Origin of the sequence: Vampirovibrio sp. (assembly GCF_041737375.1) — a bacterium.
GTDB lineage: Bacteria > Cyanobacteriota > Vampirovibrionia > Vampirovibrionales > Vampirovibrionaceae > Vampirovibrio.
In genome coordinates, this window is the sequence record NZ_JBGSRV010000012.1 from 214,838 (window position 1) to 240,615 (window position 25,778).

The 25,778-nt window shown below is 52.6% G+C and carries 21 protein-coding genes; 16 read left to right on the plus strand and 5 right to left on the minus strand.

Annotation, left to right across the window (positions count from 1 at the left end; genetic code table 11):
* Positions 1–2: 2 nt before the first annotated feature.
* Positions 3–1,532, minus strand: a complete 1,530-nt coding sequence (locus ACEW81_RS09595; protein ID WP_373532762.1) for a carboxypeptidase M32 — start codon at positions 1,530–1,532, stop codon at positions 3–5.
* 166 nt (positions 1,533–1,698) lie between these two features.
* On the minus strand, positions 1,699–2,565 hold the full coding sequence (locus ACEW81_RS09600; protein WP_373532763.1) for a BtpA/SgcQ family protein: 867 nt from the start codon (positions 2,563–2,565) through the stop codon (positions 1,699–1,701).
* Positions 2,566–2,810: 245 nt separating this feature from the next.
* On the opposite strand from ACEW81_RS09600, the gene der reads away from it, so the two are divergent.
* From der to ACEW81_RS09615, 3 genes are read left to right on the plus strand one after another with little or no spacing between them, the layout of a single operon-like run.
* Positions 2,811–4,196 (plus strand): ribosome biogenesis GTPase Der, encoded by a 1,386-nt coding sequence (der, locus tag ACEW81_RS09605; protein WP_373532764.1) that lies wholly within the window; start codon positions 2,811–2,813, stop codon positions 4,194–4,196.
* Between the two features lie 12 nt (positions 4,197–4,208).
* Positions 4,209–4,790, plus strand: coding sequence for a glycerol-3-phosphate 1-O-acyltransferase PlsY (plsY, locus tag ACEW81_RS09610; RefSeq protein WP_373532765.1), 582 nt, complete (start codon positions 4,209–4,211; stop codon positions 4,788–4,790).
* On the plus strand, positions 4,790–5,806 hold the full coding sequence (locus tag ACEW81_RS09615; protein ID WP_373532766.1) for an NAD(P)H-dependent glycerol-3-phosphate dehydrogenase: 1,017 nt from the start codon (positions 4,790–4,792) through the stop codon (positions 5,804–5,806). The genes plsY and ACEW81_RS09615 overlap by 1 nt, the downstream gene beginning before the upstream one ends.
* A 16-nt stretch (positions 5,807–5,822) precedes the next feature.
* Here the strand turns inward: ACEW81_RS09615 and ACEW81_RS09620 are convergent, their stop codons facing one another.
* Positions 5,823–6,224 (minus strand): DUF6812 domain-containing protein, encoded by a 402-nt coding sequence (locus ACEW81_RS09620; protein WP_373532767.1) that lies wholly within the window; start codon positions 6,222–6,224, stop codon positions 5,823–5,825.
* A gap of 84 nt (positions 6,225–6,308) precedes the next feature.
* Entirely contained in the window at positions 6,309–7,328 is a 1,020-nt protein-coding gene (locus ACEW81_RS09625) for a polyprenyl synthetase family protein (protein WP_373532768.1), read from the minus strand.
* A 204-nt stretch (positions 7,329–7,532) separates the two neighbouring features.
* On the opposite strand from ACEW81_RS09625, the gene ACEW81_RS09630 reads away from it, so the two are divergent.
* The 10 genes from ACEW81_RS09630 to ACEW81_RS09675 all read left to right on the plus strand — a co-directional run bounded on the left by ACEW81_RS09630 (position 7,533) and on the right by ACEW81_RS09675 (position 20,907).
* Complete coding sequence (locus tag ACEW81_RS09630; RefSeq protein WP_373532769.1) at positions 7,533–10,757, plus strand: PD-(D/E)XK nuclease family protein; 3,225 nt, start codon at positions 7,533–7,535, stop codon at positions 10,755–10,757.
* Complete coding sequence (locus ACEW81_RS09635; protein WP_373532770.1) at positions 10,754–13,507, plus strand: ATP-dependent helicase; 2,754 nt, start codon at positions 10,754–10,756, stop codon at positions 13,505–13,507. The genes ACEW81_RS09630 and ACEW81_RS09635 overlap by 4 nt, the downstream gene beginning before the upstream one ends.
* Positions 13,508–13,716: 209 nt before the next feature.
* Positions 13,717–14,598, plus strand: a complete 882-nt coding sequence (locus ACEW81_RS09640; RefSeq protein ID WP_373532771.1) for a glycerophosphodiester phosphodiesterase — start codon at positions 13,717–13,719, stop codon at positions 14,596–14,598.
* 203 nt (positions 14,599–14,801) lie between these two features.
* A complete protein-coding gene (gene glyQ / locus ACEW81_RS09645) occupies positions 14,802–15,695 on the plus strand; it encodes a glycine--tRNA ligase subunit alpha (protein ID WP_373532772.1) in 894 nt (297 codons plus the stop codon).
* A 67-nt stretch (positions 15,696–15,762) separates the two neighbouring features.
* Positions 15,763–16,230: an NfeD family protein gene (locus ACEW81_RS09650; RefSeq protein ID WP_373532773.1), complete on the plus strand. Its 468-nt coding sequence runs from the start codon at positions 15,763–15,765 to the stop codon at positions 16,228–16,230.
* A 92-nt stretch (positions 16,231–16,322) separates the two neighbouring features.
* Positions 16,323–17,300, plus strand: coding sequence for an SPFH domain-containing protein (locus ACEW81_RS09655; protein WP_373532774.1), 978 nt, complete (start codon positions 16,323–16,325; stop codon positions 17,298–17,300).
* A 24-nt stretch (positions 17,301–17,324) separates the two neighbouring features.
* Positions 17,325–18,131, plus strand: a complete 807-nt coding sequence (locus ACEW81_RS09660) for an SIR2 family NAD-dependent protein deacylase (RefSeq protein WP_373532775.1) — start codon at positions 17,325–17,327, stop codon at positions 18,129–18,131.
* Between the two features lie 4 nt (positions 18,132–18,135).
* Positions 18,136–19,257 (plus strand): ATP-binding protein, encoded by a 1,122-nt coding sequence (locus tag ACEW81_RS09665; RefSeq protein WP_373532776.1) that lies wholly within the window; start codon positions 18,136–18,138, stop codon positions 19,255–19,257.
* On the plus strand, positions 19,254–20,603 hold the full coding sequence (locus ACEW81_RS09670) for a response regulator (protein WP_373532777.1): 1,350 nt from the start codon (positions 19,254–19,256) through the stop codon (positions 20,601–20,603). The genes ACEW81_RS09665 and ACEW81_RS09670 overlap by 4 nt, the downstream gene beginning before the upstream one ends.
* 82 nt (positions 20,604–20,685) lie before the next feature.
* The gene (locus tag ACEW81_RS09675; RefSeq protein ID WP_373532778.1) at positions 20,686–20,907 is read left to right on the plus strand and encodes a hypothetical protein; all 222 of its coding nucleotides are present in this window, start codon (positions 20,686–20,688) and stop codon (positions 20,905–20,907) included.
* A gap of 250 nt (positions 20,908–21,157) precedes the next feature.
* On the opposite strand, the gene trxA is transcribed toward ACEW81_RS09675, so the two are convergent.
* A complete protein-coding gene (gene trxA, locus ACEW81_RS09680) occupies positions 21,158–21,487 on the minus strand; it encodes a thioredoxin (RefSeq protein ID WP_373532779.1) in 330 nt (109 codons plus the stop codon).
* Between the two features lie 203 nt (positions 21,488–21,690).
* Here trxA and ACEW81_RS09685 point away from each other — a divergent pair, with 203 nt between their 5' ends.
* From ACEW81_RS09685 to ACEW81_RS09695, 3 genes are all read left to right on the plus strand, one after another.
* Positions 21,691–22,878 carry an LptF/LptG family permease gene (locus tag ACEW81_RS09685; RefSeq protein ID WP_373532780.1) on the plus strand — a complete coding sequence of 396 codons (1,188 nt, stop codon included), beginning with the start codon at positions 21,691–21,693 and terminating at the stop codon, positions 22,876–22,878.
* A 583-nt stretch (positions 22,879–23,461) separates the two neighbouring features.
* Positions 23,462–24,580: a hypothetical protein gene (locus ACEW81_RS09690; RefSeq protein ID WP_373532781.1), complete on the plus strand. Its 1,119-nt coding sequence runs from the start codon at positions 23,462–23,464 to the stop codon at positions 24,578–24,580.
* Between the two features lie 120 nt (positions 24,581–24,700).
* Complete coding sequence (locus tag ACEW81_RS09695) at positions 24,701–25,738, plus strand: SH3 domain-containing protein (RefSeq protein ID WP_373532782.1); 1,038 nt, start codon at positions 24,701–24,703, stop codon at positions 25,736–25,738.
* Positions 25,739–25,778: the final 40 nt, after the last annotated feature.

Sequence of the window (25,778 nt, forward strand, 5' to 3'; positions counted from 1 at the left end):
TTCTAACGCTGAATGTTAAAAATTTCGCCGTATTTTTGCCAGAGGTAATCCACAAAGTAGCTGGCGTTCAGGGGTTCGCCGGTGACGCGTTGCACAATGGTGGCCGCCGATTCCATTTTGCCCACGGCATGAATTTCCTGATTCAGCCAGGTTTTTAGGGCCAGTAAATTGCCTTGGCTTATCTGGCTCTCCAGCGCCGGGTTTTGCTGTTTGGCGGTGTGGAAAAACTGGGCGGAATACAAATTGCCCAGCGTATAGGTGGGGAAATAACCAAAGGAGCCGTGAGACCAGTGAATGTCCTGCAAAGCGCCCTCGGCGTCATGAGCCGGGGTAATGCCTAAATAGTCCTGCATTTTGGCGGCCCAGGCTTCTGGCACTTCGTTCACCTTCATGGTGCCTTCAATCAGGGCTTTTTCAATTTCGTAGCGCACCATAATGTGCAGGTTGTAGGTCACTTCATCCGATTCCACCCGAATGAAGGAGGGCCGTACCCGGTTAATGCCACTATAAAACTTCTCCAGCGACACGCTTCCCAACTCCGGGAAGGTGGCTTGCAGCTTGGGCAAATAATGCGACCAAAAGGCCCTGGAGCGCCCCACCTGATTTTCCCACAGCCGGGACTGAGATTCATGAATGCCCAGCGAGGTGCCTTCCGCTAGGGGGGTGCGGTTCAGGGCCGGGTTGACCCCTTGCTCGTACATGCCATGTCCGCCCTCATGCATGGAGGAAGAGAGGGCTGAAAACACGTCCCGCTCGTCCACACGGGTGGTCAGGCGTACATCCATGGTGCTGGAGCCGGATGAAAAGGGGTGGGGGGCCAAATCCAGCCGACCGGCCTCAAAATCAAAGCCCATTTCCCGCAGCACCATTTGAGAAAATTGCAGCTGTTTTTCCACGGGGAAAAAGCCTTCGTTGATAAAGCCGGTTTCCGGGGTGTGCCCCGATTGTTGAATGGCTTGCAGCAACGGCACAATATCAGCTTTTAGCTTGGCGAAAACCGGGTCTAGCTGCTTTACGGTTAATCCCGGCTCATACTCATCCAGCAGGGCATCATAGGGCGATTCCTCATAGCCCTGGGCCTCGGCCATGCGCTGATTCAGGGAAATGATTTTGCGAAGCACCGGCTCAAACTGCTTGAAGTTTTTATTGCTACGGGCCTCTACCCAGATTTTATGGGCCTCGGTTGTGGTTTCCACCATTTCCTGAAGCAGCTCAATGGGGGTTTTCTTGCTTTTATCAAACACCCGGCCCACTTCCCTCACCAAGGCCTGACTCATGGTATCCAGTTTTTCCAGTACGCCGGGTTGGCGCAGGTGCCGCAAGTGATCTTCCATTTCCGGGCTGGTCATTAAGTTGTGAGAAATTTTGGCCAGGGTGGCCATTTGCTTGGCCCTGAAGGCGCCGCCTTTTTCCGGCATGTAGGTTTCCAGATCCCAACCCAGCAGGGCTTGTGTGCCTTGAATGTCGTGGATTTCATTCACCAGCGCCTGAAACGCCATAATGGAAGCCGTGGTAGCGGTGGAAGTCTGCATTGCCTCTCCTTCGTTTTAAAAAATCGTTTTAAAAAAATTTGGTATTAGAAAATTAGCCCCTGATATCCCCTGATGATTTCCATTGTAGCGGGAATTGAGTCAACGGCCCAGTGGCAATGTTGAACGCAATGGCCGGGATAATGGCCGGCACTTCAAAAAAAGAATGCTAGCGCTTTAAAAACAAATCGGGGTCCATTTCGGCCACCGATTTGATGCCTCGCAAGCGGTTAACCACCTCTTCCACTTTGGGCATGTCAATGGTGGGCGGCACATGCGCTTGCAGGGCGCTGGCTTTGCGAATGCTGGTTTCTAAAATCAGGCCATGGGCTTGCTCAAACAAGGCATCTGGCGCTTGTAGCGGGTTTTGATGAACTACCAGAACGGGAAAGGCCACTTGGGCCATAAAAATGGGCAGCAGTTCCGGGCTGAGGGCCTGATCGGAAATAACCAGCGAGAGCCGCTGGATGGACTGAGGCAAGGTTTCCGCCACCCGCAGCAAATGGGCCAGCCGTTGTTCCTCCGGGTTGGCCACACTGGGGCCGCCGGTGGATAGGTGCTGATGGGAGAGATCCACCAGTATGGGTGGCAATGCCACCTTAAGGCGGTTTTTATAGTGTAAAAGCTCGTTCAGGCGGCTGTTGATAACCCCGCTTTCGGTCATCAGGGCCCCGCTCAGTACCGACAGGCGCAAAAAATCGGCCCCAGTATTCATGGCAATGGCCAGCGCGGTTTCAGGATCATTTTGTAAAACGGAAATACCGATGGGCAAATTGGTAAACTGCTTTAAGCGACGGGTTAACAGGGCCATGGCAATGGCTCCGGCCACGTCCATGCGGCCCCGGCTAAAAGGTGTGTCGTGCCGGTTCTCCAGAATCAACCCATCCACGCCGCCGGTGGCCAGCGCAGTAGCTTCCTGCTCGGCTCGGGCGGTCAGGCTATCCCAATGGCCATCCCAGTCGGGGGAGCCGGGTAAGGCCAGCAATTGAACGCTTCCAATAATAGGTTTGGGTTTTTGAAATATTTCCGATAACATAGCCATATTCTAATACGGAAGTTTTTTGGTTCACAGCTTCCCCCGCAGAAAATATTTTGGAGACTCGTCGACCCACCCTCTATTTTTTACGTTAGTTTGATTACCAACCCTCCCCCGCCCTCGCGTTCGCCCGTCCAAACCCTGATCTTTTCCAAACAGGCTCGGTTTGAGCCAAAAACGCAAACCGGAAACCGCTCCGCTTTTTATTGGAGAAACGGATTCCCCACAAGAATGGACATAAGCTCATGAAAAAACCGACTGTCGCTATTATTGGTCGCCCGAACGTGGGTAAATCCACTTTGGTGAACCGCATTATTGGATCCAGAAAGGCCATTGTAGACGATACGCCTGGGGTCACACGGGATCGCTCCTACTACGACGCCGATTGGCAAGGGAAAGCCTTTACGCTGGTGGATACCGGCGGGGTGATGCCGGGTGCGGATCTGGAGGAGCATCCGTTCGCCGATTTAATCAACATGCAGGTAGAAGTGGCCCTGGCAGAAGCCGACCTGGTGGTGTTTCTGCTGGATGGCCAAGCGGGCATTACCGCCGTGGATGCGGATATTGCCGAGCAGCTGCGTCGCAGTGGCAAGCCCATTTTGCTAACCATTAACAAAATTGATCGCCACGATCAAAAATCGCTGGCCGCTGAGTTTTACGCCCTGTCTCTGGGCGAGCCTTACTCTTTGTCGGCCTTGCACGGCAACGTGGGCGTGGGCGATTTGCTGGATGAAATCATCAAGCGCCTGCCGGTTCCCCCGGAAGACGTGCAAGAGGATACCCGCATCCATATAGCGCTGGTGGGTCGTCCCAATGTGGGCAAATCCTCCATTTTGAACGCCCTGCTGGGTGAAGAGCGCTCCATTGTCAGCGATATTTCCGGCACTACCCGTGACTCGCTGAACGTTCCGGTCACCTATCAGGATGAAGAGTACGTGCTGGTGGATACCGCCGGTATTCGTAAAAAAGGAAAAGTGGATTACGGCATTGAGATGTTTTCCGTGGATCGCTCCATCCGGGCGGTTCGAGACGCCAATGTCACCGTCATGGTGCTGGACGCTACCGAAAACATTCAAAGCCAAGTCGCCGGGATGGTCACCGATCAGGATAAAAAAATTATTGATATGAGCAACCAGGCTGGCAAAGGGCTGGTGCTGGTGGTTAACAAGTGGGATTTAATCCCCAATAAAACCTCCAAAACCGTGGATGAGTTCAAGAAAAAGTTGTATCAGGAGTTGCCGTTTGCCGCTTTTGCCCCGGTGCTGTTTACCAGTGCGGCCAAAGGCCAGCGATTGCACAATATTTTTGATTTGGCCAAAACCGTTTTTGAAAACGCCAGTCGCCGTATCAAAACCAGCTTGGTCAACGAGGTGATGGCCGAGGCGTTTACCTTGTCTCCGCCTTCTCCCATTAAGCAGCGCCGCCTGAAATTGCTGTACGCCACTCAGGTTGGGGTGGCCGCGCCCACGTTTATTGTGTTCGTCAATGATGCTAAACTCATGAAGGATTCCTATCGTCGTTATCTGGAGAAGAAGCTGCGTGAGAACTTCGAGTTTTCCGGGACGCCGATTGTGATTGTGCCTCGCTCTCGTGAAGAGAAAAAGGAAAGAATGCAAAAGAAGGGAAAATAGGCGGTAGATACGATGGTTTATCTGGTTGCGGCCCTGCTGGGGTATCTGATTGGTTCAATTCCCACCGCTTATTTGGTGGTGAAACAGTTAACGGGTCAGGATATCCGGCAAATCGGCAGCGGTAACGTTGGGGCCACTAACGTGAAGCGGGCCGCGGGCTTTAAGCCATTTCTGTTTGTGCTGCTGTTTGACTTTTTGAAAGGCACCATCCCGGTGCTGATCAGTAGGTTCCTGTTCCCGGATTTGCACTGGTTGCATGTGCTGGTGGCCTTGGCCACGGTTCTGGGGCATAGCAAGTCCATTTACCTGAAGTTTGCCGGGGGCAAATCGGCGGCCACCGGGCTGGGCGGCTTTGTCGGGCTGGATCCGGTGGCGGGTTTACTGCTGGCGGTGATTGCCTATGTCATTATGCGGGTCACCCGCATGGTATCGGTAGGTTCCCTGGTGGCCAGTGTGTTGTCTCCCATAATGCTGATTATTTTTAAAGCCCCTGTGCCTTACCAGATTTATGCCGCTGTGGCGGGCATTTATGTTATTTATTTGCATAAGGCCAATATCCAACGGCTGTTGAAAGGCACGGAGAACCGTATTTGATGAAAAAGCTGGCCATTCTGGGTGCGGGAAGCTGGGGACTGACACTGGCCTGGCTAACTGGCGGCAGTCACCATAACGTGTGGCTGTGGGATCGCAACCCGGCTAAAGTAGAGGCCATGCAACGGGATCGCAAGGTGCTGTTTCCGGTGCCGGTTTTGTTGCCTCAACAATTGAACCTCACCGCGTCTTTGGCAGAGGCGGTGCAGGATGCGGACGTGATTTTACTGGTGGTTACGGTGTCCGGTACCCGTGAGGTGCTGCACCGCTTGCGAGATGAAATCAAGCTGCCCAAAACAGTGGTGTTGGTCAACGCTTCCAAGGGCATTGAATTCCCCAGCCTCAAGCGCATGTCGGAAGTGTTTGCCGAAGAATTGCCGGAAAATCCGTATGCGGTTTTATCCGGCCCCACCTTGGCACTGGAAATTCTGAACGGGTTGCCCACCGCCTGCTCCATTGCCTGTCAGGATTTGGAAATTGCCGAGCGGCTTCAACAAGATTTATCCCATGATTTGTTTCGCCTGTATTCCAACACCGATGTAACCGGGGTGGAGCTGGGCGGGGCCTTAAAAAATATTTTTGCCATTGCCAGCGGCTATATGAAAGAAAAACAGCTGGGCGATAACGCCGTGGGCGCTTTAATTACCCGTGGTCTGGCTGAAATGACCCGCTTTAGCGTGGGCCTGGGTGCCGATCAAAAAACGTTGTATGGCATGAGCGGTCTGGGCGATTTGCTGGCCACCGCCAACAGCCCCTTAAGCCGAAACTTTCAGGTGGGGGCTCGCTTGGCCCGAGGGGAATCGCTGAGCGAAATTTTGACGGATTTAAAAGTGGTGGCCGAGGGGGTGAAGACCACCCACGCCGTTTACGAGCTTTCTCGCAAAATTGGACTAGATACCCCCATTGTGGACATGGTTGAAATGTGTCTCTCCGGGCCTTTTTCAGAGAAAATGATCGTGAAAAGCCTGATGACCCGCAAGCTGAAATCCGAGCAAAAAGAAACCAGTCAGTCCGGCTAAGGACTTTGGCCTGTTTTTAGGATGCGCTGCCTGCGGTGCGGGTAAATTTGGAGCGCAAGCCATCAAAGCGCAAGGCTTCATCCTTGCTGTACTCCGTGTTTCTCAGCACCGATTGAGCGGAAGGGTGGATCATGATGATGTTATCAATGTGCAGCTGCATAAAACTGTAAATGCGGGGCGAACTGGGGCCGTTGCGATTGACCAGCTTGGCGTCTGTTACCGCCAGAAACCGGCGTTCCGGGTCATTCAGCACATCGCTGATGCGGCGCTCTTCCCGGGTGTTGCGAGAGACGTGAATCACGCCCTGCACCTCGTGATCCTGCGTTAAAATCACCACTTCCATGGGAATGGCGGCATCTTTACTGGTAATGCGTTTGCTTTTGGCGCTGCTTTCAGGCTGCGCGGAATCGGCTGTCATAATGGCTGTTTTCCTCACACTCAAATCCGGCGGATATTGGGGCTATCGGCCAAGGTGAGGAAAAGTTTAATGGGGTTTCAAAACTTAGCTGCGCCGTTCCAGAATGAAATCCACCAAGGCCATTAAGGCGGTTTTGGCAGGGCCGGGGCTGACGAAATCCAGAGCCTTTTTGGCTTGATCAACATAGCCATTGGCCAGTTGCCGGGTTTCTTCAATAGCCGCGCTTTTAGCCAGATACCCCTGAATGCGGGCAATCAGGCTTTCCTCGGCGGGGGCTTCAAACAGGGCGCTCACCAGTTGGCGAAGCTCGGCACGTTCTTCGGCGGACAAGGCTTGTGATTCCATGGCAATTAAAATGGGGGCGGTCAGCAGGCCGTTTCGCAGGTCATCCAGCACCGGTTTGCCCATTTCTTGCTCGGTGGCGGTGTAATCCAGCAAGTCATCCATCACTTGAAAGGCAATGCCAAAGTGGTGGCCGTAAGCCTTCAGCAATTGAATCTGCGCTTCGGGCAGCCCGTTGATGACCCCGGCGGATTCACAACCGGCGGAAAACAGGCTCGCCGTTTTGCAAATGGTTTTTTTGTAGTAACTGTCCCAGGAGGCTTCCAGTTGATAGCTGGTGTGCATCTGCTCCACTTCGCCATCGCACAAATCGGCCAGTACATGGGCAAAAATGGAAACCAGCCGTGGGTTTCCCAGCTTGGCCAGTTTTACGCTGGCCTGGGCCAGTAAATAATCGCCGCTAAGCACCGAAATTTTATTGCCCCATTGGGCCCGCACCGTTTTTTTACCCCGCCGCAACTCGGAGCCATCAATCACATCATCGTGCAACAGGGTGGCCACGTGAATCATTTCGGCCACGGCAGCCACTTCCACGGTTTGGTGAACCCCGGTTTCATCCTGGGCTTGGCTGGCTTGGCCGCACAGCAGGGTAACCACCGGGCGCAGGTACTTACCGCCCCCTACCAGCGAGTATTCCACCGTTTCAGCCAACGCCATGGAATCGGGGGGGATAATGGCTTTTAAACTCTCTTTAACCGCGCTTAACGGGGTTATGGCTAAATCAAAGGCGTCTTGGACCGCAGGAGACAACAAGGGAGGCATGGGTAAACTGAATTCCTTCCGGCAGCAAATTGCTTTTTTTCGGTTGGTTAGGGTCATTATCGGAAAGAACCGGGGCCACGTCAAACATGCGGGTTTTACAAACCGGCTGAATCAGGGGACAATAAAGACCTTGCAAGCCTTGATAGTCAGGGGTTCCGCATTGTCTTCCGTAAAAAAGCCCGTTTTAAAAAGAAATTGAAGCCCATGCCATTTTCGATTACCAGAGTTGAAGGCCCCCCCGGCAGCGGAAAAAGTCGGTTTTTAGCCCGTGAGGCCATCCGGCTGGTGGTGCAGGAGGGGATTTCAGCCTCCAGCGTATTGCTTTTAGGGGTGAGTGGCGGCAATAAACATCGCTTAACCGCTGATTTGTCTCAGGAAGCAAAACTGGCCAACGCACCAGCCCTGCGTATTGCTGTGAATACGCTGGATGAATGGCTGCTGGGCTTAATCAATCAGGGCCAGCCCGCAGAGAGCCAATGGAGACTGCTCAGCGATCTGCAAACTCAGGCCATCCTCGGTGAGAGTATCCGGGGGCGGATGACTGCCGCCGATGCGCTGTATTACGCCAGTCATCAACCGTCATTCAGCCGAATGGTGGCCGGATTTATCCGACAGTGTCAGTTGCAAAACCTGACCCCGCATGATTTACAGCAACAGGCCGCCGAATCCCCCCGCTTGCAGTGGCTGGCTGGGGTTTATGAAGCGTTTGAGGCCCAGTGCCAAGCCGCCCGCTTGTTAACCTATCCGGCCCTCATTCATCAGGTGTCGGGGCTGGATCTCCAAGCCCTGATTAATTTGCCTCAGGGTATTTTACCCCAGGTGATATTAATCGATGAGGCGCAAGAGCTGTCTGAGGCCCATTACCGTTTTTTCAACCAGTTGCCGCTGGCTTTGGTGATGGCTGGGAATGAAAAATTGAGCGTGCGAAGCCATCGTGGCGCTCAGCCGCTGGCGTTTCAGTCCTATTTTGAATCGTGTCAGCGACCGGTTACTTCTCATGTGTTGCAAGCCTGTATGCGGGGCAATACCGCCATTCTATCCCTGCTAAACGCGTTTTTGCCCCAGCCGGTATGGGAAGAGCAGGCCCCGGACTTGGCGCAACTCGACGCCTTGGTTCAATTCGGCTATTACCGGGATCCTGAGGCTGAGGCGCTGGCTTTGGCCGAGCAAATAGCGGCCTTTGTCGCTCAGCAATCGGTGGGGAATCGACCGGCCACTTGGGAAGACTGCGCCGTTTTGCTGCGTTCCTCTCATTACCGGGAGCCGCTGAGAACCGCATTGCGGCAAAAGAACATTCCCTTTTGGGATGAGGCCCTTTCCGAAGCCTCCCGGCACTTTCAGCGGGATTTTTACTCCCTGCTGCACGTTTTTGAAGGCTGGGAGCGTTTGGGCCTGCAACCGGAACACTTTACGCTCCGTCAAACCCTCACGGCGTATTTGGCGCAGTGTGGCCTTTCCACGCCTGATACCGCCGCTTTCATGCAGGCGGATAATCGCCACCTCACCCGCTGGCTGGAATCCGTGCTGCAAGAGGGATCTAAAAATCAGGCCATTCAGCATTTAAAAGCCTCCAAGCCCGCCGATTTTGAATGGCAGTTGCCCCAATGGCTGGAGGCCTCCGACAGTCCACCCGATATTGTGGCCGCCTTGCGGGCGCTAATTGCCATGTACGCCAGCTGGCAAGCCCATCGGGATCCGGTGGCCCTCACCCGGCAGGCCCTTCAGGCGCTCACCTCGGAAGCACTGCCCGGTGAGGATGGCCCGGATGCTGCCTTGGGCGAGGAACTCACCCAATTTCAGGAGCAACTGAGCCAACTGGCGGAACGATTCCAGCAGGCCACCGGCAAGCCCATTTTATTAGCCACCTTGCTGGGCCAATACGAAACACTTTGGCAACCCTCGGGATCGCCTTTGGGATCGAAAGGCTTAGCGGCCAAGGGGGTTCGCCTGTTGAGCATTCACCAGGCTCAGGGGGAAAGCTTTGCGTGGGTGGCCATTCCCTTTTTGGTGAGCGATGAATTTCCCAATGGGCGAGAGGCTCCCGAGTTACTGGGGCAGACAGAACAAGCCTGTTTGCCCGCTGGCTTTAACGGGGGATTAACAGAAGCCGAAGAAAAGCGCCTGTTTGCGGTGGGTGCCAGTCGGGCCACCCATCAACTGTTGTTAAGCGCCCATCGGCAGGTGGAAACGGAGCGAATCCTGCCCTCCTCCTTTTATACGGCCATGCTGGCTGAAAAGCGGCGGTTGCTCAATCGGCCCTCTCAGTCCGTGGTGTGTTGGTGTGAGACGGGGGGCGAGCGCAAAAGCAGGAAAGCCTGTGAAGTGGACGCTTGCAGTTGGGCGCCGCTGGCTGAGGCTGAGGTTGAAACTAGACGCCCTCAGGAGACGTATCAGGGGTCTTCCCGGTGGGCAGACTTACCATCCCAGCCGGATGAACCGGTGTTTGTCCCTGATTTTGAACTGATTACCAGTCCCACCGCTATTGGTAATTACATGAAATGCCCCCGACAGTTTTATTACAAGCACTTGCTGGGTTTGCCAGAAGCCGGAAATGTTGCCGCCAGTTTGGGAACGCTGGTGCATAAGGTCATGGAAGTCTTCAACAGTCAAACACCGGTGGGGGAATACACTCCCCAGCGTCTGATTGACATTGCGGAAGCCTTGTTCGATTTTGAGACGAACCCCGATCACTTCTACCTGTCCGGCTTTGGGGAGCGGGAAATGCGGGAGTTGTCCCAAATGAGCCCTTTGAGCCGAAGCGCTCTGAAATCTCGTTTGTTGGCCTCCATCGAGGACTTAAAAGAAAAAGGCTACTTCGATCGCTATGGCACGCTGAAAGCGGTTCACGCTGAGAAGGCGTTCAATTCGGTGACCATTGAGGGCATTGCCCGCTGCCGGTTCAAAGGTAAGGTGGATGCGGTCATTCAACGGGCCGACGGGCTGTGGGAAGTGATTGATTATAAAACTTATGGTCCCGGCAAATACGGCACCCGTTGGGCGTTGTGCGAAGAGAAATTCCAGAAAACGCTGGCCCCCTTGCCGGATGAGGAGGCCATGCCGCATGCGGAGCGCTTTGCGGAGAAGATGAATGGCAGTTATCCTCTGGATTATCAGTTGCCGTTGTACTATCTGGCCTGTTTGGGTGATCCGGCTTATGGCAATCAGTTGGCGGGCGTTTCCCTGCAACTGGTTCGCCCTCAGTTCCCGGATAATCCCGAGCAAGGCGCCATTCGGCTCGGTATTTCCGCTGAGGCGCTGGCGGCCCAACAGGCCCAGCTCACTCAGGATATTCAAACCTATATTGTGAACCCCATTCTGGAAAGTCAGCAATTTGCGGCCACCCCGGCGGTGGGGGCCTGCGATTACTGCGCTTACGCTGGCATTTGTGAAATGGGTCAGACCGCTGATGACTTGGGAGAACCCGCTTGAGCCAGTTAGATTTGTTTGACGCCCCGGATGCGGAGCCTGTGACCGCCACCGCCCAATCTTTAACGGCCACGGCGGAGAGCGCCCTCTTTTTGGCGGGCCTCAACCCCCAGCAACAAGATGCCGTAATGACCCCCATTGATATGCCCTTACAGGTTTTGGCCGGAGCAGGAACCGGCAAAACCGAGTTGATTTCCCGGCGGTTTGTAAAGCTGGTGAAGGATTTGCGCCACAAGGGCTTTGCCCGCCCGGAAGAATCGGTTTTGGTGGTGACTTTTACCAAGGATGCCGCCCAAGGCATGCGGGAGCGGATTCATGGCCGGTTGCTGGAGAGCGGGGAAAGCGGATTGGGGCCGCAAGCCTGGATCAGTACATTTCATCAATTTTGTATGCGCTTGCTGCGTTTGCATGCCTGGGAAGTGGGCCTGCCGCCTGATTTTGTGACCTTGAATCAGCTTGAGCAGCAGGTGATTTTCAACCGGGTTATGCAAGGCGTGTTGCTGGGTGAAAACGGGGATTTAACGGCCCTGCTGGCCCAAACTCGGCTAAACAAGGTATTGCCCGATGATGTGCTGTCCCTCCCTCGTTTAGAAGCCTGTGGCATTGAGGACGTGGAAGGTACTTTATCGCCCCAGCGGGTGTATGGGCTGATTAACCGCATTAAAACCGCCGGATTGTCTCCGCTGGAATTTTACCAAACGGCGTGCGCCCAGTCCGCCGCTTTAACGGAAGCGCTGAAACAGTTGCCCACCCCTCACTATAAAGACAGCGACAAGCTGGATAATATGCTGGCCAAGCTGGAGGCATGGGTGTCTGCGCTACAACCGTGGGCGCATGCGGATTGGAACCCCATTGCTGATGTTGAGCGCAAGGCCGAAAAAAAAGGAAAAAAACTGACCCCCAGCGACTATAAGGCCCCGGTGGAAGGGCTGGCCAAATTTTATTTGGTGCCCAAAACGTTTGAGCCCGCTTTTCCTGAAACCGGCGGGATGGATATCCTGCTCTCGGTGGAATTGCAGCTGATAGGCATGATTAGCGCCATTTACGCCTTGTATCAGGATCGCTTGCTGAAAGAAGGGGCCTGCGACTTTGATGATTTGATCAACCATACCATTCGGCTGCTGGAAGTGCGCCCCGACCTGCGCCAACGCTACCAGAACCAGTTTGAGGCGGTTATTGTGGATGAGTTTCAGGATTCCAACGGTAGCCAGTTGCGGTTGCTGAGCCTGGTGGTTCGGGAGGGTTCCCGCAATTTAACGGTGGTGGGCGATGAAAAGCAGTCTATCTACGCCTTTCGCTTTGCCCAGCCCGAAAATTTACGCCTTATTTTTGGCAATCACCCCCATAAAACGGTGAACCTGCAAACCAACTACCGTTCTTATCCGCCGGTGTTGGGGGTGGCCAACCATTTAACCGATCAGATTACCCGCTATCCCAATCAGCGCTTGAACCCCAGCGAGAAGAACGCCCCACATCAGGCCCCTCTGGTCACCTGGCTGAGTTTTGATGAGCCGGTGGAAAAAGACGATGGTTCTCTGGCTAAAAAGCCCATTGCCTTGCAAAAAGAGCGAGAGGCCCAGTTTATCGCCATAGAAATCGCCCGACTGGCCCAGACTGGAGACTATCACTTTTCCGATATGGCCATTCTGGTGAAATCTCACGCCAAAGCCGAGCAAATTCAGGGGGCCTTGGCGGATTTGGGCATTCCGTCCATCAAGTCCAAAACGCTGGGCTTTTTTCAGGAATCGGTGATTAAAGACGCGCTGGCCCTGCTGCGCCTGATGTGCGATTTGAGCGATGAGCTTTCCCTGACCCGCATTTTGCAGGTTAAGTTGAATCACCGGCAGTTGCTGGCCTTAATGGCCTTGAAAAAAAGGTTGCCTCATTCGCCGGGGCATGCCAGGCCCAGTCTGTTTGACGCCTGCCTGAGCCTGAAATCCAACCCTGCCCACTGCCCGGAACTATCGGCTGGGGTGGCCGAGGCGGTGGGCGATTTGGCCTTTCAACTGCTGGCCATTCGCAAGCGCAAGGCCCGCTTATCGCCAGTGCAGCTATTTTTGGCCCTGGCTGGGGTGGTGGGACTCATTGCGCCTGAAACGCCGGAATGGTTGAAAAAGCAGCAACGCATTCGCTTAAAAACCTTTGAAAAGCTGCTGTATCTGTTTGGCCAAAACAAGCCCATTCAGCCTACTTTGGATGAGGTGCTGGATATTTTGAACCAGTATGAGGCCAACCCCAATCAGGAATTGCCGGTGTCAGAAGAATTATCGGGTGAGGACGCCGTGCGGATTATGACCGTGTTTGCGGCCAAGGGGCTGGAATTTCCGGTGGTGTTTGTGGCCTACGCCGATAAAAGCGGAACCCGGGGCGGGGATGACACCTTGCTGCTGTTTGATCCCCAATATGCAGGCAAGGCCGGTTTCGGGCTGGTGTTGGGTAAGCTGAACGGGCTGGATAACCTGAAAAAAGAGGTGTATCAAAAAAGCTGGATGGGACCTCGTTCGGCCACCGAAGCCCAGCGGGTGTTTTATGTGGCCCTGACACGGGCTATGCGTAAGCTGTATGTACTACGCAGCGATCAGTCCGCCGACTGGACCGCAGCGGCGGAGTATCCCTCCGAGTGGGTGGAGGCATTGTCAGAGGTTCAGCATGAGCATCACTTGTCTATCACTTACTGGCTGGCGGATAAGGCGCCGATTCGACAGGCCATGGCGGCTTTGCAGGCCAAGGAGCCAGCCGCTTCTTCCGTTTAGCCTGACCGGATTACTGTTTTTATTTTTTGTTCGTCATCAATTTTTGAGCGCCCCTTTTTTTCATCAAACTGTAACCTGACTGGGATATGATTTGCCCTGAAGGGTTTCAATCATTTATTTTACAAAACAGGCTTTCCGAACCGGTGCTTTCAAGACCGGCAAAGTCGCTTATCTGCGCCTGAAAGCCGGATTCATCTGGAGAAAAGCTCATGCTTGGACATTTTGAGACAACCCGCCCCGCTGTTTCGGTGGTGGGGCATCGGGGGGCCACTACCCACCGGGAACCCGCCCGAGTGATGCCTGAAAATACCATTCCCGCCTTTGTAGAGGCGCACCGGCAAGGGGCGGCCATTGAGCTGGATGTGATGTCCACACAAGATGGCAAGGTGGTGGTACATCACGACTTTAAGACCGGCCGGATGTTTCGGCTGCCCAGCGTGCAGAAAAAAGTTCGCAATACCACCTGGAAAGAATTGCAGTACGCTGAATTCAACGCCAAAGAGCACGAGCGCTCCATTCGCCGCTTAATGGGCCCGGCAACCCCCTATAAAAGTCCACAGGCCTTTGAAAAGCTTCAGGTACCGGCCTTGGAGGCTGTTTTAGACCGCTTGCCCGAGGCCCGGTTTTATATAGAGCTAAAAACAGTGGCCCCCTTCGGCAATGGTGATTTGGAAAAAAAGGTGGCCCGCATTATTCAGGAAAGAAAGCTGGAGGATCGGGTTACGGTGCTGAGTTTTTCGCCGGTCAGCCTGCGTAAAATCAAACGGCACAACCCCAAAATCCACACGGCCCTCAACGTGGACATTCCACCCTTCATCAAGCAGAACGCCTTGCTGCTGAAAGGCTTTGTGAATGTTTACGCAAAGGGTTTGGCAAAGGCCAACGCCATACAGCCCTCTTATTCCGACGTTACACCGGGGCTGGTTCAAACGGCACGTTCGGCGGGTATGCCCTTGGTGGCCTGGGCCAGCGGTGAAACCCGTGAGGAAGAGCGCCAAAAATTTCCGAAATTGCTGGCCATGGGGGTGAATGGCTTGATTACCAACGCCGTGGATCTGCTGAACGAGGTTATTAAAAAACAACCCGATTAGACCGGGCTGAACCGGGGTCCGCCCCGCAAGGCAAGAATCCTCATGCGTAAACGTTGGCTTGTGCTACACTGTTGGCACTTGGCCCTGCTTTCCAGCGTTGGGATTCTCTTTTGAGGAAAAATCCCGGTCGTCCCCGGAGAGATTGGTCAGCCATCGGCTTTACGCATTCGTTTCCCTGTTTTCTAAAGAAAGATTCAGACATCATGGCACTCACATTTCAGGAACTCGTCGCCAACCTTAACCAGTATTGGGCCCAACAGGGCTGCGTGGTGCAATTTCCCTACGATATGGAAAAAGGGGCCAGCACCATGAACCCGGCCACTTTTTTAAGAGTGCTGGGGCCTGAACCCTGGAATGTGGGAAATGTGGACCCTTGCCGCCGCCCTACGGATGGCCGCTACGGGGAAAATCCAAACCGCTTGCAGCACTACTTTCAGTATCAGGTCATCATGAAGCCTTCTCCAGATAATATTCAGGATTTGTACCTGAACAGTCTGGAAGTGCTGGGCATTAAAATTGCAGATCACGACATCCGCTTTGTGGAAGACAACTGGGAATCTCCCACCCTGGGCGCTTGGGGCGTGGGCTGGGAAGTGTGGCTGGATGGCATGGAAATTACCCAGTTCACCTACTTTCAACAGGCAGGCGGGCTGGATATTTCCCCCACTGCCGTGGAAATTACCTACGGTTGCGAGCGTATTTCCATGTATCTGCAAGATGTAGACAGCGTGTACAAGCTAAAGTGGAACGATACCCTGACCTACGGGGATATTTATCTGCAAAATGAAATTGAGCAGTCTAAATACAATTTTGAGGTGTCTAACCCCCAAACGCTGATGCAGTTGTTTGATCTGTATCGGGGTGAAGTGGAAAACGCCCTGGCGCACGATTTGGTGCTGCCCGCTTACGATTATGTGCTGAAATGTTCTCACGCCTTTAACCTGCTGGATGCCCGAGGGGTGATTAGCAAGGATGAGCGTACCAACTACATTTTGCGGATTCGCCGCTTGGCCGAACAAGTGGCCAAACTGTACGTACAACAGCGAGAAGCGCTGGGCTTTCCGTTGCTAAAAACGCAGGCTCCCCAGTTGAAGTAATTAAGGCCGGGGCTCATCGGCTACAATAAAACAAGTTGTTGGATGCTTCCGGGTGAAGGCGGTTTTTATGGAATTGGGTTTGTCACAAGACATGTTGACCTGGATGGTCATTGCGCTGCTATTAGGCATTATTGAAGTGTTTACGGTGGGCTTCTTTTTCTGCTTTTTTGCCGTTGGGGCGCTGGTTACAGCGGTGGCTACCCTGTTTGTGACGGGCGTGGTACCACAAACGGTCATTTTTGTGCTGGTTTCCTTGCTGCTGGTTTGGATGGCCCGCCCTTTGCTGAAAAAAATGTTTAATGTTCGCAGTCGACCCGCCATGAATTCCAATGTATCCGCGTTGCTAAATACCACGGTGTACGTGCTGGAGGCTGTGGATAAGTATCAGGGCAGAGTAAAAGTGACCCACACGGGTGAACTGTGGAGCGCTTATTTGGCGGATGGAAACGGGGCCACCATCCCCGCAGGCCAAGAGGCCATTATTTTGAAAGTGGATGGCGCTAAATTGGCGGTGGGGCCTCTCCAGGCCCAATAAAGCATCCGCTGATTTTTGAGTAACCCTTTAAAATTATTTTAAAATTAAAATTTAAAAATTAAAATTTAAAAAAGGCATAGGGAGTTGAGATCATGGAAATATTGGGCGGTTTTTTAGTCATTATTCTGTTTATTTTCGCGCTCATTGTGGCTGGCACCTCGGTCAGAGTTGTGCGACAGTCCACGGTAGGGGTGGTGGAGCGACTGGGTCAGTATTTGGCCACTCAGGATGCGGGTCTTCGTTTGCTGGTTCCTTTTCTGGATACCATGCGCACCGTGGATATGCGGGAGCAGGTGTATAACCTGCCTTCTCAGCCGGTAATTACCAAAGAAAACGTAACCATGAACATTGACGCCATCATTTATTTTCAGGTAACCGATCCGGTACGGGCTACCTATGAAGTGGTGGACTTGATTACCGCCGTGGAAAAGCTGGCCCTGACCACCATGCGGAACATTATTGGGGAAATGACCCTGGATGCCACGCTGGCCAGCCGGGATGTGATTAACTCCAAGCTGCAGCATGTGCTGGATGAAGCCACCGGCAAATGGGGCCTGAAGGTAAACCGGGTGGAAGTGAAGGACATCGATCCCCCCCGCGATATTGTGGATTCCATGCAAAAGGAAATGCGGGCCGAGCGGGAAAAACGGGCCATGATCCTCACCGCCGAAGGGGAAAAGCAATCCGCCATTTTGCGTTCGGAAGGGGAGCGGGAAGCCGCCATTCGTAATGCCGAGGGCGTTCAACAGGCCATGACCCTGGAAGCGGAAGGCTACAAGCAGTCTTATATTAAAAAAGCGGAAGGGGAAGCGCTGGCCATTCGCAGTGTGCAGACCGCCCAAGCGGAAATGGTGTACAAAATGTTCACCTCCATCAAGGATGCCAACCCTTCCAAGGAAGTGCTGCAGGTCAAGTATCTGGAAGCGCTGGAGAAAGTCTCTCAGGGGAAAGCCAATACCTTGTTCCTGCCTTATGAATCGGTGGCCTTTATGGGGGCCTTGGCCGGTTCGGTGCGGGCGGTTCAAACTCAGGCGGAAAAAGGCGGTTCCGATCGGGGCCCTCTATCGTAAAATAATGCCAAACGGAGTTTTCCTTTGGCGAATGTTTTGGCGGATTTAGCCATGTTGCAAAAAGCGGTAGAAGCCTTGCAAGCGTGCCACCAGTCTCAAGGTCGGCTGGTGGTGTTTACGGGGGCGGGCGTTTCCCGAGAAAGTGGCATTCCCACCTTTCGAGACGCCCAAACCGGCCTGTGGGCCAACTACCGGGCCGAGGATCTGGCCACCCGCGAGGGCTTTTTGAGCAATCCCTCCATGGTGTGGGACTGGTACGATTTTCGGCGCAATACGGTGTGGGACGCTCAACCCAACGCGGGCCATTTTGCCTTGGCTGAGCTGGAAAACCACTTTGAGCGCTTTACGCTGATTACCCAAAACATTGATAACCTGCACCAGCGGGCGGGTAGCCAGCGGGTACTGGAGCTGCATGGCAATATTTTTCGCTATAAGTGCCTGGATCGAAACCATCCGGTTAGTTTGGACTTATTGGCCGATGCGAATGCTTCGCCGCCCCATTGCCCGGTTTGCAACGCCTGGGTGCGCCCCGATGTGGTGTGGTTTGGCGAAATGTTGCCAGAAACTATTCTGAATCAGGCCTTTGCCGATGCCCAGCAAGCGGATGTAATGCTGATTGCGGGAACTTCTGGGGTGGTGCATCCGGCGGCCAGTATCCCTCAGGTGGCCAAAGAGGCCGGAGCCACGGTGATTGAGGTGAACCCGGAACTGAGCGCCCTAACCCCGTTTGTGGTGGACTATTTTTTGCAAGGCCCGGCCGGAGAAATTCTACAGACGCTACTGAGTGCTTTTAAACAGGGCGTTGGGCTTGAGGTGAGCGATTGTGGTTGAGGCCATGCTGAAAAAAAGAACGGGTGTGGATTTATTACAGGCATTAACCTCTGGGGCCTTGGTGTGCGGGCTGGATGGCCGCATTGTTTACGCCAATCCCGCCTTGGGGCGCTTAATTGGGGCCGCTGCTGAACAATTGGCAGGCAATGTGTTTACCGAAATCGTTCAGCCGCCCGTTAAAGTGGATTGCGCCTTGTGTTTGGGGCTGCAAAGCGGGGATATTTCCGAGGTTCACAGTGGTTTTTTGAAAGTATTCACCCAAAATGGGGCGGTGGAGGAACTTAAGGTCAAAATCAAGCACAGTCGTCTGGGCGAAGAGGGGGTTTTGTCCCTGATCGATCCCTTTTCGGAAGACACCATCCTCACGCAGGCCCATACCGACTTTGTGAGTACGGTCAGCCACGAATTTAGGACCCCCTTAACCAGCATTAAAGGCTTTGCCGATACCCTGCTGCATTACGGCGCTCAGTTGCCGGATGAGGAAAAGCGCCGCTTTATCACCATTATTAAAGATCAGGCCGATCGCCTGATTCGGCTGGTAGAGAACCTGCTGGCCGCTTCCCGGCTGGGGGCCAGCCGCATGGATTTAAGCTACCGGCCCATTCCGCTTAAAAAACTACTGGAAAAAGTGGCCCAAAGCATTCAGGCCAAAGCGCTTTCCAAAACCAAAGTCCAGCGGGTTTTTGAATTGAGTGTCAACCCGGAATCCATTGAGCTGTGGGCAGATGCCGATAAGCTGGAGCAGGTGTTCATTAACCTGATGGACAACGCCGCCAAATACTCCCCGGCGGACAAGCCAGTGAGCGTAAAGGCCGAGTATTTGCCGGAGGATGACGGCTTGGTGCGGGTGGTGGTGCAGGATCAGGGGGCGGGTATTCCGGCGGACTTACTGCCTCGAATTTTTACCCAGTTTTACCGGGTGGAAAACCCCTTGAAGCAAGAGGTGGAAGGCACCGGGCTGGGCCTGTACATCGCCAAATCAATTACGGGGGCCATGGGCGGGCAAATTTGGGCCGAAAGTACACCGGGCAAAGGCAGCGCCTTTACCGTGGTTTTTCCAGCGGCTACCCCGGAGCGCCAGGCCGTTCACCGGCACCGGCTGCATGCCCCGGAGGATGAGGGATGAGCGATTTTCAGGTCATCCTGTTCGTGGGCAAGCCGCCGCAACATGACGCGCAGGCCATGATGCAGGACTTTGGGCATGAAAACATGCTGACCCTGCTGCAAAGCGATACGCTGGGGGAGGATGGGGCGGCCATTCAACCCTTGCTGGAAACTGTAATGCCGGATTTGATTTGTGTGTTTGCCGATGAGTTGGAAGCGCACGGCCAGCCGGTGTTGGCCTTTTGCGCTCAGTTGCGAGAGCAGGGCTTAAAGTATCGCCCCATTTTGGTGGTGCAAAGCGAGGGCGACGAGCAGCAGCGCATTCAATACCTGATTCAGGGGGCCGATGATATTTTTGGGCCGCATTTATCGGCAGAAGAATTTCGCATTCGCCTGCTGGTGCATTTGCGGCGGAATCTGGATTTTACGGCCAATGAAATCAGCCAGCTTCCCGGCCTGCAGTTTACCAATAAAATTGTGCAGCGGCGCCTCAATCAGCATAAGCCGGTGGCCTTGCTGACCATTGAGCTGGATTATTTTGAGGTGTACAGCGAAGTGTACGGCGACTTACCTGCTCGGCAAGTACTGAAAAGCGTGGCGGCCATGCTCAGCCGCATTGTCATTATGCCGGATTTCATTAGCCACAGCGATGAAAACCATTTTGTAATCGCCACCCACCCGGATAAAGCCGATAAAATAGCGGCTTTGGCCTGCCGTCAGTTTGAAACCGTGGCCCCCAATTTTTATTCTGAAAAAGACCGCAAGCAAGGGTATATGGTATCCGTGATCGCCGATAACATCAGCCGTCGGGTGCCGTTGCTCAGTTTGAGCATTGGCATTGCTTCCACCGAGACGCAACCCTTTGATTCCTTTATGTCTCTGTTTAACGCCAGTCAGCAAATGAAGACACTGGCCCGCATGAGGCCCGGTTCCGGCTGGCAAAGCGACCGGCTGCGACTGGCTGGCAGTCAGGAGGCGGTTTCTCTTAGTGTTAAGCCCGGTATTTTGGTGATGGAAACCGATGCGGCCTTGGCTTATCTGTTAAAAACCACGCTGGAAATGGAAGGTTACACCGTGGACTTGGCCAGCAATCCCGAGGATGCCCGTGTGCGACTGTCAGAAAGGCCGGACCATCAGGGGTTTCGGCTGGTGATTTTGGATGCGCTGGTGAATGAAGCGGAAACCGGCTTGCGGCTGGCCGAAGAAATCCGGCAGCGTTATCCCGCAATTATTATTATTTGTGCCTCTAGTTTGCATAACCGCCAGCGGGTGCTGCAAGCGGGGGTCGATTTATACCTGCCTCGCCCCTTTGAGCTGTCTAGCCTGTTCTCCTGGATTCACCGGCTGTTGGGTGAAGGCGGTAAATAAAGCGCCTCATGCGTTTAAGGGATGCCTCCCGTTGCTCCGCTTCTCATAATTAAGAAGAGTCGCAAGCAGAAGGGCCTTTTCCATGTCCGCTACCACGCCTATATGTCCCATCCTCAGTATCCGCAATCCTTCGGTGGATGAGTTGTGCCTGACCAACGACTGCGCCCTGTATCTGCCTGCTGCCAAAAAATGTTCACTGGTTTACATCGGGTTTAAAGCCATGATGGACGTTCAGCGCATGCAACAGCCCACAAGCGCTTCACAGGCTGCCCCGCAGTCTGGCCCACCTCGGCCTAACGTCTAAGGGTAAAAAATCAGACTTAATATTCCTTAATCCGGGGTTTGGCCAATCCCGGACATTGGTATTACAACTGTGTGGACTCAAAACAAGTTGTTAGAGCCACCAGACTTCTTTATTCATTTATTCTCCAATTTCGTGTGATTCATCAGGGAAAGCCCAGGCATAGGCTTTCCTTTTTCATAGGGGCTGGATTTCAGGCTGAAGCCAAAAAGCACGACCCGTAGGCCGTGCTTTTTGCTTGGAAATAAAAAAACTAGTTGCTCAGGTGCTTGTTCAGCACTTCGGCCAACGTGGATTTTTTGTGGTTGCCGACCATTTGCTCCACCGGCTCGCCATCCTTGAAGATGATTAAGGTGGGGATGCCGCTGATATGGTAGTTTTGGGCGGTTTGCAGTGAATCATCGGTGTTCACTTTTACCACTTTCACTTTGCCGTCATATTCGGTGGCCAGCTCTTCGATGACCGGGGCCAACGCGCGGCAAGGTCCGCACCAAGGCGCCCAGAAGTCTACCAGCACAGGCACGCTGGATTTTTTGACTTCTTGCTCAAAGCTCTCATCGGTTACATTTAAAACATTTCCCATAATGGGGACTCCTTCTATTTAACGAAACCAGGCAGCAAGGCCACTGGATCTTTGCTTTTCGATGCGTTTGATTTTATCATAAAGGCAGTTGGAGCAGGGTGCGCTGAACGGGTTTCCGTTTTATAAAAAGCAGGCTAAACCCTCTCCCACACGCTCATTTTCGGTTCCGCGCATCGCGTTTTACACAAAGGTAAAGGTTTTTAATGGCCCCCAAACTGCTTGATCGCTACATTTTTCGCCAACTGCTGGATTACTTTCTTTTGGGAATCGTGGTGTTTACCCTGGTCGCTTTTTTCTCGGACACCTTGCTCAAGTTTATCCGTGAGGTTCAGAAATACGGCATTCCCTTTACCACCCTGCTTACCATGGTGGGGCTGCAATTGCCCCGATCCATCGCCCTGGTAATGCCCGCCAGCGCCTTTTTGGCCGTGCTCATGGTGTTTAACCAGCTGAACAACCAGTTTGAAATCGTGGCCTTGCGCATGAACGGCATTAGCCTGTGGCGCATTATGGCCCCCGCCTTGCTGCTGGGGTTCATGTGCAGTGGCATGGCCTACTGGCTGAGTGATTACGTGGTGCCATGGTGCAACCAGAGAACTGACCAAATGAAGCGGATGGCCATTAGCCAGACCACTTTGCCCGCCAACGGCAACAGTTTTACCTACAACACCTTTGATGAAGGCCATAACCTGACTCAGATGATTTATGTGAGCAACTATCAGGGGCAGCATCTGGAAGACACCACCATTTTGGACTTGTCCAAGCCCAACGCCATGCAAATTTATCAGGCCCGCTCGGGTACGCTAGATGCTTACGATGGCTGGAGCCTGGAAAACGTCAATCATTACACCATTATCCGGGAGCAGGATGGCTCAATTGACGAGCAAAAGTTTAGTAGCGGCCACTTGGGCAGCTTGCGGCTGGGCGATTTAATTAAAAACAAAAGCAAGGATAACAAACTGGCCGAAATTGAGAGAGAGCGTCAGGATGGCACCTGGATCAGCTCTGAGCAACAAAATTTTTCTCAAATGCTGGCCGCTATTAAAACGCGGGAAGCTCAAAATGACAAGGTGCCTCGTGGCAACTACCTGCAGTTGTGGGCCAAGCTCACCTGGCCATTGAGCTGTCTGGTCATTATTCTCAGTGCGGTGCCGTTGTCCATTACGCCGCCCCGTCAAGGCAGTAACCGAGGCTTTGTGTACGCCATTATCGTGCTGTTTCTGTTTTATATGTTGCATAACACGTTTCAAAACATCGGTAAAACCAGTGGGTTCGACTTGATTAGCACCATGCCCCTCCCGGCTTACCTGACCCTGTTGGCCTGGATGCCGGTTACGATCATGACTGTGATTGGCTGTGTGCTGATTCAGCGGAAAACCGAAGTTTTGTAGCTTATTTTTATTTAATCTCATGCGTATCATCGGTTTTTCTGAATGAAACGCATCTGTGGTTGGGCTTGAGTGATGGCCGGGCAATCTTTTTTTCAGGGCGTTTTCGGGTAATTTGGGTATGGGCCGTTCGGTTTCGTTTCGCGCTCTTAAATGTATATTGGTCCCTTTTGTCTTCAATTTGTCATCATCCAAGCGATTAAGCCATTTTTTCATTTTTACAAAAACCTGGTTTTTAACTTAAAAGCCAAATTCAATTTTGAGTTTACAAGTCTTATTTACATGCTTACGTCAGGAATTTAAAAGTTAGGTTAATTTTTTATTTTATTTTTTTAACATACTGAAAACCCTTTAATTGCTTGGTTAATAGCTGGGATTTAAATTTTTTTTGTGAGGGTTTTTGGGGGTTGGTTTTTTTTAAAATATAACCGTTCAAACTCTCTGGATTTGACTCTATATATAAGTTATACCCTTTCAAAGTGCGGTTGACAGCTGGGTTTCAGGGGTCATTATGGAAAAGGTTAGTACCAAATTGTTAAAGTCAAATTTTAGTTAAAGTCATTCTTTTGGAAGGAAGTACTTCTTCATGAAAAATAAATTATTTGCTTTGGCTTTGTCCTTGGCTGTTGTAAGCACCGCTGGTGTTTTCGCCGATGATCAAGCCTCCATGAACAATTCCCCCAACACCCAGGTCAACGATAACAACGTTGACTTTCTGTCCAACAACGACATCTTGTCCAACAACGCCTTGACCGATAACAGCGCTCAAGACAACAGCCAGGACAACGATCAAGTTAACAACAACGACTTGTTCTCCAACAATGCGTTGACTGATAACACCAACAACAGCAACCAGGGTAACACCAACGTTGCCGTTGAAGATTCTTTCAAAGATCTGTCCAATAACAGCAACAACAGCAACCAAGGCAACACCAATGTTGACGTTGCCGTTGAAGATTCTTTCAAAGATCTGTCCAACAACAGCGACAACAGCAACAACAGCAACCAGGGTAACACCAACGTTGCCGTTGAAGATTCTTTCAAAGATCTGTCTAACAACAGCACCAACGACAGCAACAACACTGATGTCGCTATTGAAGATTCCTTCAAGAACAACAGCCAAAACACCACCAACAGCAACAACGACAGCAGCGTGAACACTGATGTTGCTATTGAAGATTCCTTCAAAAACAACAGCCAGAACAACAATAGCAACCAAGGCAACACCAACGTCGCTATTGAAGATTCTTTCAAAGATTTGTCTGACAACAGCGACAACAGCGACAACAGCGTTAACACCGATGTTGCTATCGAAGACTCTTTCAAAGATCTGTCCACCAACAACAGCAACAACGACAGCAGCACCAACCTTGATCTGGCTTTCCAGAACAACGTGATTGGCGATGGCTTGAACGCTGCTAACGCTTCCGTGCAAGACAACAGCAACCTGGTGAACGGCGATCAGTTGAACGGCAATGGCGTAATTGGTTCCGGTTCTTACCTGGGCACCAACAACGGCTTGGCTAACGATTCCTTCGGCGTAGTTGGCAACATGACCAACTCCATCTTCGTGAACGCTGATGGCTTCGACGGCGCTGCTGGCGGCACCATGAACAACGCTAGCTTCTACACCACCGCCATTGGCCAAAATGGTTCCAATGTAACCGGTGATATGAACGCTACCCAAAACGTTTTCAACTTCTAGTTGAAACCTTGAAACTCCAGACTCTGGGCTTTGGCCCGGAGTCTGGGTTTCACCCCTTTCATTCACTTGTTCACGTTTTGCCAGAGTCAGTCTGTGATCAGCCCAGGAGCATCCAAGCCAATGACCACCCCGGTTTTTCAAAATCAAGCCAAAGCCTTTTTGGGTTTATCCAAATTGCTGATTCTGGTCAGCGCTTTATCGCTGAGTATCACGGTTCCCAGTTGGGCTCAGACTGTTCCTGCCAATAACGGTAATACCCTGAACAACACTGTGTGTGATGGGGTCGGGATTTGTACCAATGGCAGTAACGTGAGCGGCAATCAAAACGCAAACCAAAACAGCCTGAGCAACCAAAACCAGAACGCCAACCAGACTTACGTCAACACCCCTAACCAATCTGTGTCCACCGGCGGTACTTCCGCCCTGGTGTTGCCCCGTAACCCCTTAAACCTGAACAACGCCAATTTGGGCCGCTCTAACTTCGGTTTGCAGTTTGGCTTGAACAACAACCCTATTTTGGGAAACCTGAATAGCGTCAACGGCAAAACCGATGCCATGAGCTGGTTTATGCAAGGTGGCTTGACCATTCCTTTTGGTAAAATTCCTGATATCATTGCCAACCCCCGCAACAATCAGCTGGATGATATTCGTCAGCAGCGCATGATGGACGAGCGCCAAGTATTTGGCAGCATTCAAAATCAGCAAAACGCACGGGCCAATGTGCAAGGCAAAGTGGTTCGCCTGAACGCTTACAACTACGCGACCTCTGCCTCTCCCAAGCTGGAAGGTTTGAAGGATGGCCTGCACCAGATTGAGGCTGACAAGGCCAGTTTGGCCACCCCCAAAGTGCTGGCTTTGGCCGATGCGCTGGTTTATTCCAAACCGCTGGGCAAAGGCGATAAAGTAGGCACCACCGCCATGGGTGAAGAGTACCGCTATGTGGGACACACCAATTCCGGTTGGGTCAAAATTATTATGTCCAACGGCCGGGAAGGCTGGGTTAAAGGTCAATTTGAATATCTGAAAAACGATTATACTGAAATTGATACGGTGACTTTGGCCAATCCTGCCAGCACCGTTAAAACGGCCACTGCCTCTTCCTCTCGTAGCGGTAAAATAGCTACCAGTGCTTCCGCTTCATCTCCTCACAAGCAATAGAGGTTTACTCGCTTGATCAAGCAACCGTTGACGCAAATAA

Excerpts from the sequence above, each read along its gene's own strand:
- ACEW81_RS09595 (WP_373532762.1), bottom strand. The coding sequence starts at position 1,532 with ATGCAGACTTCCACCGCTACCACGGCTTCCATTATGGCGTTTCAGGCG.
- ACEW81_RS09600 (WP_373532763.1), bottom strand. The coding sequence starts at position 2,565 with ATGTTATCGGAAATATTTCAAAAACCCAAACCTATTATTGGAAGCGTT.
- der (WP_373532764.1), top strand. The coding sequence starts at position 2,811 with ATGAAAAAACCGACTGTCGCTATTATTGGTCGCCCGAACGTGGGTAAA.
- plsY (WP_373532765.1), top strand. The coding sequence starts at position 4,209 with ATGGTTTATCTGGTTGCGGCCCTGCTGGGGTATCTGATTGGTTCAATT.
- ACEW81_RS09615 (WP_373532766.1), top strand. The coding sequence starts at position 4,790 with ATGAAAAAGCTGGCCATTCTGGGTGCGGGAAGCTGGGGACTGACACTG.
- ACEW81_RS09620 (WP_373532767.1), bottom strand. The coding sequence starts at position 6,224 with ATGACAGCCGATTCCGCGCAGCCTGAAAGCAGCGCCAAAAGCAAACGC.
- ACEW81_RS09625 (WP_373532768.1), bottom strand. The coding sequence starts at position 7,328 with ATGCCTCCCTTGTTGTCTCCTGCGGTCCAAGACGCCTTTGATTTAGCC.
- ACEW81_RS09630 (WP_373532769.1), top strand. The coding sequence starts at position 7,533 with ATGCCATTTTCGATTACCAGAGTTGAAGGCCCCCCCGGCAGCGGAAAA.
- ACEW81_RS09640 (WP_373532771.1), top strand. The coding sequence starts at position 13,717 with ATGCTTGGACATTTTGAGACAACCCGCCCCGCTGTTTCGGTGGTGGGG.
- glyQ (WP_373532772.1), top strand. The coding sequence starts at position 14,802 with ATGGCACTCACATTTCAGGAACTCGTCGCCAACCTTAACCAGTATTGG.
- ACEW81_RS09650 (WP_373532773.1), top strand. The coding sequence starts at position 15,763 with ATGGAATTGGGTTTGTCACAAGACATGTTGACCTGGATGGTCATTGCG.
- ACEW81_RS09655 (WP_373532774.1), top strand. The coding sequence starts at position 16,323 with ATGGAAATATTGGGCGGTTTTTTAGTCATTATTCTGTTTATTTTCGCG.
- ACEW81_RS09665 (WP_373532776.1), top strand. The coding sequence starts at position 18,136 with ATGCTGAAAAAAAGAACGGGTGTGGATTTATTACAGGCATTAACCTCT.
- ACEW81_RS09670 (WP_373532777.1), top strand. The coding sequence starts at position 19,254 with ATGAGCGATTTTCAGGTCATCCTGTTCGTGGGCAAGCCGCCGCAACAT.
- ACEW81_RS09675 (WP_373532778.1), top strand. The coding sequence starts at position 20,686 with ATGTCCGCTACCACGCCTATATGTCCCATCCTCAGTATCCGCAATCCT.
- trxA (WP_373532779.1), bottom strand. The coding sequence starts at position 21,487 with ATGGGAAATGTTTTAAATGTAACCGATGAGAGCTTTGAGCAAGAAGTC.
- ACEW81_RS09685 (WP_373532780.1), top strand. The coding sequence starts at position 21,691 with ATGGCCCCCAAACTGCTTGATCGCTACATTTTTCGCCAACTGCTGGAT.
- ACEW81_RS09690 (WP_373532781.1), top strand. The coding sequence starts at position 23,462 with ATGAAAAATAAATTATTTGCTTTGGCTTTGTCCTTGGCTGTTGTAAGC.
- ACEW81_RS09695 (WP_373532782.1), top strand. The coding sequence starts at position 24,701 with ATGACCACCCCGGTTTTTCAAAATCAAGCCAAAGCCTTTTTGGGTTTA.